The organism is Fibrobacter sp. UWB12, assembly GCF_900142485.1.
Lineage (GTDB): Bacteria > Fibrobacterota > Fibrobacteria > Fibrobacterales > Fibrobacteraceae > Fibrobacter.
This window is the reverse complement of sequence record NZ_FRAZ01000008.1, coordinates 101,354-113,803: the sequence shown is the minus strand read 5'-3', so window position 1 is coordinate 113,803 and position 12,450 is coordinate 101,354. Positions and strand designations below refer to the sequence as shown.

The following is a 12,450-nucleotide window of genomic DNA, read 5'->3' as shown; positions in this document are numbered from 1 at the left end:
CAAAAAACAGAAGATACAAACATGTACTACGAAACAATTAAAGTTCTCGACTGCACGATCCGCGATGGCGGCCTCGTCAACAAGCACGATTTTTCTCTTGAATTCGTGCGTAGATTGTACACCCTTCTCACAGCAGCCGGCGTAGACTACATGGAAATGGGTTACAAGAACTCTCCGGAACTCTTCGACCCGAAGGAATATGGTCCATGGAAGTTCTGCGACGATGATTTGCTCTGGAAGGTCAAGGACGGCATCGATTCCAAGATGAAGATGGCTGTGATGGCCGACGTGGGTCGCGTCAACATGGACGCTGTGAAGCCCGCTTCCGAAAGCCCGTACCAGATGTTCCGCGTGGCAAGCTACGTCAAGAACATCGACAAGGGCATCAGCATGGTGAATGCCTTCCACGACATGGGCTATGAAACGACGCTCAACATCATGGCCGTGAGCCGCGACCGTGGTCCGGAACTCGATGAAGCGCTCCACCAGGTCAACGAAGAATGCCACGCCGACGTGCTTTACCTCGTCGACAGCTTCGGCGCTTTCTACCAAGAAGACATCGACAAGGAACTCGCCCGCTACAAGGGAATCGTGAAGAACAAGAAGTTCGGCTTCCATGGCCACAACAACCAACAGCTCGCCTTCTCCAACACGATCCAGGCCATCATCAACCACGTTGATTATCTCGACGGTTCCGTATCCGGCATGGGCCGCGGCGCAGGAAACTGCACCACGGAACTCCTCCTCGGTTTCCTCAAGAATCCGAAGTATGATCTCCGCCCGGTTCTCGACGCCATTCAGGAACTCTTCTTGCCGTTGCAAAGCAAGTACGAATGGGGCTACATCATCCCGCAGATGATTACGGGTATGCTCAACCGCCATCCGCAAGACGCAATTGCCGTACGCAAGACCGAAGAAAAGGACATGTACCGTAAGTTCTACGAGCACATGATTAACGACTAAAGTAAAATACATTGGCGACCCCGTCCCCATACGCGGATCATGACCACGTAAGAGCTAAAGCTCTAAGTGGTCAAAGAGAACAAGTCCGGGGTGACACGAGTAAGAAATCCCGTTCAAACGAACGGGATTTTTTCGTCTTAATGCAACGCTATGTTGCATATACTTTATATGATACAGCGATGATACGCGGACCGCCTTTGGCGGTACGTTAATTTTCAATTAACAGAATAAAAACAGATTTTTGCAACAAACTAACTTTTTTGAAAGAATTTATTTTCATAGTAAATTATTTATATACAAAGGAGGAAACATATGAGACTAACTAGAATTGTAGGCTCATCAATCATTGCGTTAGGATTATCCACCGTTTGGGCAGAAACAGTCCGTGAACTTCACGTATTCTTGCCCGACAACGCAACCTGGAACAGTTCCACGCCAATGATTTACGAAGACGGGCAAAGCCACGCCTTAACGCCGGATCCCGATCACTGTGGATGGTTCATCCGCAAATACGTCGACGAAGAAATTCCAAACAAAGTTGTATTCCATACCGATGATGACGAAGAACTCAGAAACAGTATCGGCATGGGTGGCGAAAACAGCGACTCTCTACAAGCCATCCCTCTAGCCGACGTTTTTCAAGTTTTCGCTTCCGAAGCCACATTCATTAACACTCTTTATTTTGTTGCAGACGGAAATCGAGCAAGCGAGCTCCCTTCAGCTACAAAAGGCTGGTTCACAGAAAGGCCTATGATTACAGGCACCTGCTCGTTCAACCTTGCAGCCACTATTTACGATACAGACGCAAGCTTGCACCCGTCATTCTCCTGCTACGCTGCAGGCGGCGAAGGTTGTCAAGCTCAATCAGGATTAGCCGCGCAAGACGTCGAAAGAGCCAAAGTCCTCGAAGCCATCAACGCATGCTTAGGCGTTACAACAGGTCTTGTCGACTCCACTTTGGACAAAACAATCAAAAAGCCTAAACTTTCTGCAGCAGGCAAAAAATGCTTCATTGACGAAAAGTATTTCAACCAATTGTTTAATTACACCGAAGGCGTAAACGAAGCATCCTGTTTCGACATTCCATTCACCCGCACTAACCACGGCAAATGGGAATTCAATTCAGACAATTTCACAAGTCCAAATCTTAGGATTCCCGTACCCGGAGGATTCTTCCCTGTAGAAGGAAAAACTAACGAGTTGGTAAAATCATACTTTGCAAATCAAGTACCCGCTCCCGCAGCTCGTACAAAGCATTATGCAGAAGGCCCCATTTTCCATGGCGAAAAGCTCCGCAAAATAGATTCCACCGAATTCGTCCCTGTATTCGACCTGACTTGCAATGGCCCCGGTTGGAACAAAGGACACGACTGCAACGGATTATTCGCCGACGCAGCCGAAACCGAGACATTCTTCAAGAGCATCAATTCCACAATCGATTGCGTTTTCGGTTGGAGCTGCACAGATCAGGCACCTACAAATTGGCCACTGTTTACCGAAGGCTCAGAAACTAAAGCAACCGCAGGCGTTCCCCGTTGGTCATCAAATGTCAGCGTCACAGAAGGCAATGGAGGCCGCAACCAACATTTCTGCGCCGAAATGCACTCTACATTTAGATTCAAGAACGGTTTAAAATTCAGCATTAGCGGCAGTGACGATATTTGGGTTTACATCGATAACAAACTCGCCATCGACATTGGAGGCACTCACCTTGCAGCCCCCGGTTACGTAGATGTAGACAAGTTTATGCCCAACGCAACAATCGGCGAACTTTACGACATCGATATATTCTATTGCAACCGCCGTACTACATCTGGAGACCTAAAAATCAGCACAAGCATGCTATTCCCCAAATTTGCTTCTGGTATTAGAGTTGAAAATAGCCGATATAACACAGACCCACAAAAAGTAAGCAATTTTAACACATATAAAGTCTGCCGCGCCATTAGCGATGGAACTTCTTGCACACCAACGACCATCGTTTGCGACACCGCTGACGCGCCGAAAACAATGAAAATCCGTTACCAATTAACTACAGACAAAACTGGAACCGATGCAACAAAGACTCTGATTAGCGAAGCAGAATTCACAGCAAACCCAATTCAGCTCAACGGCATATTCGACGTTTCTAATCCAATGCGCCCCGTAATTAATGAAAACAAACTGAAGGAAACGTTTAATCCAGGAACATATTATTTAATCGTCAAGATAGATTCCGATCAATACGTCTTGCAGCTCCAAGTGAAAGGTACCACATCTGTCGCAGAACGCAGAATTCCTGCTAGCATCACAAACAACTTTAGCATTGCAAAATCTGGCGCTCTCGAAATTACAATTACCACAGAAAAAATGAATATTGCAAAACAATACGCAATTATGGATATTAACGGGCATGTAATTTCGAACGGCAAGTTGAACAGCAGCGACACTCGCGTAAAGGTTGCTACCGCAGGTTCTTACATTGTCAAAGTGGGCAACAACTACAAGCGCATAAACATAAAGTAAAAGAAACTCCAAAAAAAGCCCTTCATAGGGCTCCTTGATGCAAAAAGTGCCGCTCATTAGAGCGGCACTTTTTCACAAATCAAATGAACTTTATTTATTTTAGAATAACGTTCTTGGCGTTCACCATACCGTTCTGTTCAATTTTCACGACATAGCGACCGCTCGGCACCATCCCGGCATTCCACTTGATTTGATGGACGCCCGGCTGGAGATTTTTTTCTGTAATATTAGCGACAACAGCACCATTGATTCCGACAATAGAAATCTTTGCGTCACCAGCAGACTGGAGCTCAACAGCTACGGCAGAACGGTTCAAGCCCTTAATTGCCGGAGCAAGCGGAGCAGCTGCAACATACGAGTTGTTTACAGAATGGTGCACATCAGCAACTTCGGCAGACTTAGAAAGCATAGCGTTTTCAGGTCCAACCCATCTTGCAACATAATACTCAGTATCTTCATAACCAGTCATAACGTCTTGAGTCAAACTGCGCAAATGGAGGGGAACTCCACTTCTGTCCCAAGAATTTTGGTTGCCATTGTTTTCGTCATCAACAAAGACCTTGCTAACAGAAATATTATTTTCGTCACCATAATAAGCACGATTACTTGCAAAAACACCATACTTTTTCTCAAAGGGATATTTGATTGACGAGCCAGCCTTACTCGAGACAAAGCAATATTGCAGTACTGTATGAGCAGGTCCCTTAACTACAGAATTCGGCCATATATAACCCGTATACGAGTCATTATTATTAGAATCTTCCGTATCATGGGTACGAATAATAGGAACTGATCCAGCAGGGCATTCAGAATCAAGCTTCAATACGGCATAGCCAAATCTGGCTTGAGGAAGTCGGCTATAAGAAAGTCCGCAATACTTGAAACGAAGATATGACCCAGCCTTCTGAACTCCTATAGGGCTTCCTGAGGCACCACCAACATGAGTGATAGAAGTCTGATCATTCGAATCTTCCACATCAAGCGAAATCATACTATAATCAGGACACGTCGATTCGTCCGTCAAAACACCAATTCGCCTTGCTGTTAAAGGAAGAGTTGTCGTTCCTTCATCATTCAAATCCGGGCCATACAAAACAGTACCTGACTTTGATCCAATCACAAAGCCATTCAGCTCATACCCATCAATGCCATAAGAATCCGTCGAAGCCACCCTAATATAAATTCCACCTTGTGCAGGGAAGCGACTTGACTTAGCAATAGACACATTACTGTAATCAAGAACGGCCCTGTGCTGAGTTTCGGACAAGTTTTCAATTTGTATGCTATTAGGCTGAATAGAATTATCAACCATCACACGACCACGATCGTTTCTGTCTGCATAAAGATAACGATATACCTTCACATTAAATTGTCGTGAAGGAGGAGCCGTAAAATAATAATAAAGTTTAAACCCATTAATCGATTGGGATTTATTGTTATGAATTACATAAGGTTTGCCTAAACCCGGAGTGTAGCCATCATAACCGTGAAAAAATTGATAATCGGTGCAAGCATGATCCGTAGAAACACCAAGGGGACTTCCATAGACATGAATCCACGGTGGAATACCGCAAATAGTTGAATGATCGTACCCATCAATGTTACAGTTACCTGTATATGTAGGCATTGGAGTAGCGTTTGCAATTCCAAATGATGCAGCAAGCATCATTGGCAAGTATATTTTTTTCATTACTTTTTCCTTTGTTTTTTAAACAGTACATATAATATAACGCAAACAAATTACATTTTCAATACAAGATTGTATAAATTATTATAAACAAAGTTTAATATCATTTAATTTATTTAAGCAAATAAAGTACAAAATTTCTTTAATTTCAAAAAAAATTCTATTTATACAAAAAAACGCATCATTCTGATGCGTTTTGAATTTTGAGTATAATTTTTATTTACAATCCATCAATTTCAAGGAGAGAGGCCATATCGTTCGAATTAATTTCGAAATCAAGCTTGGCGTTTTGACGGATGCGTTCTTCATGAACTGATTTCGGGAGCGGCAACAGCCCGAGTTGCAGCACAAAGCGGCTTGCAAGTTGCGGCACCGAAACATGGTATTTTTCAGCCATCGCACAAACTTCGGGCACTTTCAAAAGGCGCCCTGTAGCATTCGGCGAATACGCTTCTACCAGAATTCCGCTCTGTTCACAGAAATCAATCAATTCAGTCGGCACATGCCCAACATGAACGCGAATTTGGTTCACAGCGGGAATCACGCGAGCACCGGCCAGCAAATTATTCAAGTCGCTAATTTCAAAATTCGAAACGCCAATGGCTCGGATTTTACCCGCCTCGTAAGCCCCTTCAAGAGCTTTCCAGACTTCAAGATTTTCCTTGAAATAGCGATTCCCAGAAGTCGAACCCATTTCGGCCCATGGTCGAGGAGCATGGATAAGCATCATGTCGATGTGGAACGCATCCAGTCGACCCATCGATTCCTGGATACAGCGAACCGCATCATCATAATTCTTGACTTCGGCAGGGATTTTCGTGGTGATAAAGACGCTTTCGCGATGAATCCCGGTTGACTTGAGTGCGGCCTTGAGCCCGGCCCCTACACCAGCCTCGTTTTCGTACGCAATAGCAGTATCGATATGGCGATAGCCGGCATCAATAGCGGTTGCAACAGCAGTCGCAGCCACGTCATTTGGGGTTTGCCATGTCCCTAGAGCAATTTTGGGGATTCGCTGACCATTATTCAGCTTGTAAAATTCTTCGAGTACCATATCCTACCTCGCAGCTTGTTCTAAACTAATATAATTAGAAACGAAGTTACGGCAAGGCTATTTCGCCAAAGACCTAATACCACATTGGAATATTTACTGGTGTGAAAAGTGATATGGGCTTACGCCCAAAGCCTTTTTAATTTAAAATGAACTTCATGCGGGCGGGGCCCCAGCTCAGAGTTGACGCCTACGGCGTCAGCGGCTTCACTCGGTCATGTGCGCCTGCAAGCAGTCGCCCGCGACTCTCGTTTTGCACGCTACTGCGAAGACAATACCTTGGCCGACGCTTTATTCTCTCGACGAACATTTACACATTCATTTAAAAACAATACGACGCAATAACCATAGTTACTTGAAATGTTTACGTAGAAACTTCTAGTAACTACCAACTATTAACTAGTAACTGTGCCGAAGGCACTAAATAACTATTTCTCTATTGTTTTGATGTCGCCTTGGGCAGCACGGTTGGCGTTGTAGGGGTCAATGTGCACGAGGGCATCGACAACGTTTTCGTTAGAATCGATGAGCAACTGCTCAACCTCTTCGGCAACATCATGCGCATCTTTCAAGGTCATCTGGTCATCGACGACAATGTGCACGTCCACATGCAAGTCACTCCCGACATAACGAGAACGGAGCCCATGTAAACTGATGACTTTCGGGTGCGAAAGTGCCAAATCTTTCAATTTCAAAAGAACTTCGGGATTGGCACCGCGGTCAACTAGCTGTCGAAGGCCTGGAGCCGCAATTTCTATCGCAGAATGTAAAATGAAAAAGGCCACAACGAGCGCACCGACAGAGTCGGCAAACCACAATTGCGGAAGCAAAATGGCAAAAATGACCGCCACAAGCACAGGAATCGAACTGAAAGAATCGCTACGGTGGTGCCAAGCATTCGCCTCAAGCGCCTGACTGCGGATCCGTCGACCCGCATTTCGTGTATAGCGGAAGAGAATCTCTTTTACAAGAATCGAGGCAAGAGCCATAATCGCCACCGACATTTCCGGGTGCGAAGCCTCCCCCGACAGCAAGGCTAAAATGGCGTTATAGCCAATACCCACGCCCACAGCGGCAACAGCAAGACCAATGCCTATAGTAATTACCGTTTCAAAGCGCCTATGACCATAAGGGTGTTCAGCATCGGGAGGTGAGTTCCAGAAATGGCTCCCCACAATAACCGCGACATCGGTTACAAAATCAGACGCGCTATGAATAGCGTCTGCCACAAGCGCCTGGGAATTCCCGAATACGCCAACGACAAACTTAGCAACGGACAAAGTGGCGTTCCAGCCGAGCCCCACCCAAGTCACTTTACGGACTTCTGCACTATCGTCTTTTTTGCGTACGCGAGTCATGTCCTTTAAGCTAGAAAATTTGCAACCTTATGCGTCCACAATTCATCAAAATTGCTGTAATAAAAAATCAATGTTTCTATTTTTCTAATGCTTATGAAAAAACTTTTGAAAATCATCATCGTTATCGCCGTTTTGGCAGGCGTTGCCCTCGGCGTTAAATCGTACTTCTTCAACACGGACGCTACCAGCCAGGCTGGCGCCCTCATAAGTACCAAGGTGGTTACAGACACCATCAAGACGACAATTTCGGCAACGGGTACGCTTGAACCGGTTGACCAAGTGGAAGTCGGTACGCAGGTTTCTGGCGATATTGCCAAAATTAACGTCGATTTCAACTCCAAGGTCAAAAAAGGCCAGGTCATTGCTGAACTCGACAAGTCCAAGTTGCAGTCGACGTTAAAGCAGACGACTATTTCGTACAAGAGTGCCGAAAACGACTTGAATTACAAACAAAGCACGTACAACCGCGTCAAGAAGCTCGCCGAAAGCAAAAGCGCAAGCGCCGTTGAACTGGAACAGGCCGAATACAACTTGAACGCGGCCAAGCTCTCCGTCGAGCAGCGCAAGAACGAAGTCGCACAAGCCAAGCTGAACTTAAGCTACGCGACCATCAAGAGCCCGATTGACGGAGTTGTGTTAAAACGCGCCGTCGATGTAGGTCAGACCGTTGCCGCCTCCATGAGCACTCCGACGTTGTTCGTCATCGCAAAAGACTTGAGCCAAATGAAAGTCATGGCTGCAGTTGACGAAGCAGACATCGGCCAAGTCAAGACCGGTCAACGCGTTACATTTACAGTCGACGCCTTCCAGAATGACACATTCCATGGTACTGTGCAAGAAGTCCGCTTGAATCCGACAACAACGAGCAATGTGGTGACATACACGGTCGTAATTACCGCCGAAAACCCGGAACAAAAACTTTTACCGGGCATGACAGCCACTTGCACCATCGTCACGCAAGAGATTACAGATGCCGTAACCATTCCGATCAAGGCTCTCAAGTTCACCCCGGCTGCAGGCACCCCGATGATGGACCCGAAAGATATGCCGCGTCCGGAACGTCCCAAGACTGCGGATTCCACGGTTGCAAGCGACAACTTCCCGCCCCCGCCTCCAGGCATGGGACCGGGTGGAGCACCAAGTACAGGCGCCAAGAAAAAGCACAAGAAGCCAAAACTTGAAGGAGACCATGTTTGGATAAACATCAATGGCAAGGCAGCTCCGCGCCGCGTGAAGATAGGCCTTAGCGACGGCGTGAACGTACAGATTTTGCGCGGTTTGAGCGTCGGAGATTCCGTGGTCACAAGTCAAGAAACGGTTTCGGCAAAGGGTTCAAGCGAACCAAACGCCAAAAGCCCGTTCATGCCACAGAGACCAGGAAAGAAGAAAAAGTAGTCGGTAGAGCAACGTCATTCCCCAAGCACATACTTTAAATAAGCATCCAAAATCATTGAGCCCCAGAGATAAATAATCGGGGCAGCTATTGCAAGGAACGGGCCAAATGGAATTTGCCCGTTTTCTTCGTTTTCGGGCGCATTTTTATTTTTTGCACCCTTTTCTGCGGCTTTGTTCTTAATCATTCCATACGGAACCATCACAAAAATTCCAAGGAAAGCCGCTACCAAAAGAGTCTCCACCGCACCAGTAAAGCCCATCAAGGCGCCATAACCCGCCAAAAGCTTGACATCACCAAAACCCATTGCATCTTTCTTGAGAACTTTGGTCGCAATCCAGCCAAGCAAATACAGTCCACCGCCCGCAAGAACCGCTCCGAGTAAACTCTGGAGTGGCGTAATACCACCCGGCACAAGCGAAATCAAAAGTCCTGCGACAATCCCACCCACCGAGATGGAATCGGGAATGAGCTTATACTTGCAATCCACCGCGCATACCGGATAAGCCCCAAGCAAAAGCCAGAACATCGCTGCGGCGTTCGCCCAAGTTTCAGGCGCCAACACCGGTCGTGTCAGGTCTGTCCCAAAACCAGCAGCCGAATAAAGAGCAAATGCCCCCAGAAGTCCGCAAAGACTCTCGCCAATCGGGTAAATGACGCTAATAGGCTGTTTGCAACAGGCGCTCTTGCCGCGCAACCAAAGCCAACCGACAATCGGCAAATTGTAGCGGATTGGAATTCTCTTTTTGCAAAGAGGGCAATGCGAAGGAGGGTTCAAAAGCGAAATTCCACGCGGCATACGGTACACAATGACGTTATAGAAGCTTCCGACACAGGCGCCAAGGCCAAAAAACACGATTAACCAGTACCAAAGTGGAATTTCTTGCATAAAATCCTCGTCTTTTTTCGAATATAATTATAATTTAGTTAAACATTTATCTAATACTGGGAGATCCCTTAATGAATATTGAAATTGCCGCTATTTGTGATGCCGCCACTGCAAATGATATTGGTGGACGCATGAACATTCTTGGTGCATTTGACCGCATTTTCTCAAAGTTTCCGCTTGTGATTCCGCAGTGCTCTGCTGCATTCCGCTTGCGCTACCAGCGTGCCGAAGCAGGGACGCATCAGTTGAGCTTGTCTATCGAAGATGTCGTTGGCCACCCGATTGTGCCGCCGATGCAGTCCGAAATTGAACTCCAGCCGGTTGCTCCGGGCTTTGACACAGCCGCTGTCAACATGATTTTGAACATGCAGCGTTTGCAGTTCACGCGTCCGGACAAGTACATTGTGCGCCTCGTCGCAGACAACGAAGAACTTGCAGCACTCCCGCTGTACATTCTCGAAGACCCGCGCCTTACACAGCAGAACCAGCCGCCTCAGGCCAATGATTCTTCCGTTGACGGAAGAGCATAACAACTTAACCAACAGGCAATAAACTGTAGGAAGGTTCGTATTACTTCTAAAACGCGCCGAGCATCAATGCCCGGCGTTTTTTCTATTTTATACCTTAATGGATAACTTCGCTCGGAATGACGTTTTTAAACAATCATTTTTATCTTAATAAAATGCACTCTACTTTTAAAATTTTCGTCCCGTTCATCGTTGCAGGCCTTACCGCTTGTAGCGGCATCAACGACAGTTGGGAAGTCAAAGGCGGTGGTTATCTCAAGTACAGTATTAACGGTGGCGACGAAATCACGCAGGAACTGGAACGAAACGATGTCGAAATTCCATTCATCAGGAACAGTCACCATTACCTGCTGATTAAAGTTCCCATGGAACGCAGCGAACGCAAAGACCAAATGAACATCATGGTCAACGAGCCCAAGCTCGGGAAAAACGGAATTGTAGCAAGCTACACATGGATACAAATCCAAGCAACGACCAGGGCTCCACTCGTCGGCAACGACAATTACGCAACGATTGACCAAAAAGACGATATAAAGTGGACTGCTACATTAAATTTGCAGTTTAAAGACTGCAGACAGGGAGTTTGCAACGACAGTCTCCCTCCAATCACCTTCAAAGGGCGGTTGCAATACTGGATTGCAGAAGATGACCGGTAATACTGACCCGTCTGGGATTTTTTTTGATTTTTATGGCCAGCGCCCTTGACAAGCGCCCAATCTTTTTCTAATATTGGGCTACCTTAATGGTCGATTAGCTCAGTTGGTTAGAGCGCTACCTTGACATGGTAGAGGTCACAGATTCGAGTTCTGTATCGACCACTGAAAAATCCTCGCTGAAAAGCGAGGATTTTTTTATTGCATAGAATTTTATCGCAAAGAAAAAGCCCGCCAAGCGGGCTAAATCTTATTTTTTCCAGTTGTCGTCGTATTCACCGCCATAACGGCCAAGCTTGACCATGCCAACGTTTGTAGCGTTAGTCACGTTCTTGACCAAATCATTAGGCGTTACAAACATGGCCTGTTGTTCTCTTGCAACCTTCATCATTTCGGAGAACGAAACTCGGTCGCCCTTCAAGAACGTCACCAAGGCTTGGATTACATCCTTAATGGCATTAATGATATCTATGAGAACAGAAATTGTTTCAGGAGTCAATTCCGGAAGCTTATCGGCACCCTTATTTAAGACAAGCTTTTCCAAATCGGCCAAAATTTCTTTTTTGGAACGGAGCTTCTTTGCAGGTTCAAGCTTTTTAGCCTTGAAGTCCTTTTTACATTCGTCTTCATGCGATGCTACGTAATCGGCATACATATCGAAGAGCGAGAAGGACTTCGACTTGCGACCAATAAGGGGATGATCCTTAAAGCCGACATCACCACCATCCTTAATCTTCAGCTTAAGAGCCGGATTTTTCTTGGATGCATCCAAGTAGCACTGGTAAACAAACGAAGAGCACACCATCGTATGCTTGCCCGGGGTATTCTTTTCTTCGATGATTTTTTTGAGTTCTGCAGCAACCAAGCACAAGAATTCAACTACAACTCGAGATACAAGCGGTTTTGTAACCTTCTGCTTGAAGATAAGAATCAAGCCCAAAAGAATCAAATCAGAAAACGGATAAGGCAAGTCCTGGAGCACATAATTCTTAGCAATCGGCACAACAGGTTCAACACCCTTTTTACTAGCCTTATTATGACGCATCACATAAGCTTCGCGAGCGCTAGAATCGTCTCTCGTTCGAGTTGCATGAATTCCTTCAAGACCCGCTTCAGCAAGGACGCTTTCTTCATTTTGAACAAAGATTGCACCATGCGACACATCGGAACCAGTGAACTTCATGATAAGTTTACTAATATCATCGTCAATGTCTCCCTTAAATACTAAAATATCGCCCGGGAGCAAGTCGTTTACAGAGAATTTTCCAGCTTTTTTCAGTTTTTTAGCCATTTTATCTTTCCTTTGTTTAAGTTATTTAGAAAATACTTACAACAACATTACATTACAATAACCCATTTGGGTTATTTTGAATAAAAAATCACCCCCTCTTGGGATTATACAGACAACATTGGAAGATAATATC

The 12,450-nt window shown here is 45.8% G+C and carries 10 protein-coding genes and 1 tRNA gene; 6 read left to right on the top strand and 5 right to left on the bottom strand.

Annotated features, from left to right (window positions below):
* The first annotated feature begins 21 nt into the window (after positions 1-21).
* Together BUA34_RS12715 and BUA34_RS12710 are read left to right on the top strand one after the other, a co-directional pair.
* A complete protein-coding gene (locus BUA34_RS12715) occupies positions 22-963 on the top strand; it encodes an aldolase catalytic domain-containing protein (protein ID WP_072830352.1) in 942 nt (313 codons plus the stop codon).
* Positions 964-1,275: 312 nt separating this feature from the next.
* Positions 1,276-3,468 carry a fibro-slime domain-containing protein gene (locus BUA34_RS12710; RefSeq protein WP_072830177.1) on the top strand — a complete coding sequence of 731 codons (2,193 nt, stop codon included), beginning with the start codon at positions 1,276-1,278 and terminating at the stop codon, positions 3,466-3,468.
* Positions 3,469-3,562: 94 nt separating this feature from the next.
* Here BUA34_RS12710 and BUA34_RS12705 read toward each other — a convergent pair whose 3' ends face one another.
* From BUA34_RS12705 to BUA34_RS12695, 3 genes are all read right to left on the bottom strand, one after another.
* Positions 3,563-4,831: a hypothetical protein gene (locus BUA34_RS12705; protein ID WP_139255943.1), complete on the bottom strand. Its 1,269-nt coding sequence runs from the start codon at positions 4,829-4,831 to the stop codon at positions 3,563-3,565.
* A gap of 544 nt (positions 4,832-5,375) precedes the next feature.
* Positions 5,376-6,209: an aldo/keto reductase family protein gene (locus tag BUA34_RS12700; RefSeq protein WP_072830173.1), complete on the bottom strand. Its 834-nt coding sequence runs from the start codon at positions 6,207-6,209 to the stop codon at positions 5,376-5,378.
* A gap of 425 nt (positions 6,210-6,634) precedes the next feature.
* A complete protein-coding gene (locus BUA34_RS12695) occupies positions 6,635-7,564 on the bottom strand; it encodes a cation diffusion facilitator family transporter (protein ID WP_072830171.1) in 930 nt (309 codons plus the stop codon).
* Positions 7,565-7,657: 93 nt separating this feature from the next.
* Between BUA34_RS12695 and BUA34_RS12690 the strand changes: the two genes are divergently transcribed.
* Positions 7,658-8,959, top strand: coding sequence for an efflux RND transporter periplasmic adaptor subunit (locus tag BUA34_RS12690; protein WP_072830350.1), 1,302 nt, complete (start codon positions 7,658-7,660; stop codon positions 8,957-8,959).
* Positions 8,960-8,973: 14 nt separating this feature from the next.
* Here BUA34_RS12690 and BUA34_RS12685 read toward each other — a convergent pair whose 3' ends face one another.
* The gene (locus BUA34_RS12685) at positions 8,974-9,846 is read right to left on the bottom strand and encodes a prepilin peptidase (protein ID WP_072830169.1); all 873 of its coding nucleotides are present in this window, start codon (positions 9,844-9,846) and stop codon (positions 8,974-8,976) included.
* 71 nt (positions 9,847-9,917) lie between these two features.
* Between BUA34_RS12685 and BUA34_RS12680 the strand changes: the two genes are divergently transcribed.
* The 3 genes from BUA34_RS12680 to BUA34_RS12670 all read left to right on the top strand — a co-directional run bounded on the left by BUA34_RS12680 (position 9,918) and on the right by BUA34_RS12670 (position 11,191).
* Positions 9,918-10,376, top strand: coding sequence for a DUF6941 family protein (locus tag BUA34_RS12680; protein ID WP_072830167.1), 459 nt, complete (start codon positions 9,918-9,920; stop codon positions 10,374-10,376).
* 152 nt (positions 10,377-10,528) lie between these two features.
* On the top strand, positions 10,529-11,029 hold the full coding sequence (locus tag BUA34_RS12675) for a hypothetical protein (RefSeq protein ID WP_072830165.1): 501 nt from the start codon (positions 10,529-10,531) through the stop codon (positions 11,027-11,029).
* 88 nt (positions 11,030-11,117) lie between these two features.
* Positions 11,118-11,191 (top strand) — tRNA-Val (locus BUA34_RS12670).
* Positions 11,192-11,276: 85 nt separating this feature from the next.
* On the opposite strand, the gene BUA34_RS12665 is transcribed toward BUA34_RS12670, so the two are convergent.
* The gene (locus BUA34_RS12665; protein WP_072830163.1) at positions 11,277-12,317 is read right to left on the bottom strand and encodes a hypothetical protein; all 1,041 of its coding nucleotides are present in this window, start codon (positions 12,315-12,317) and stop codon (positions 11,277-11,279) included.
* Positions 12,318-12,450 lie beyond the last annotated feature (133 nt).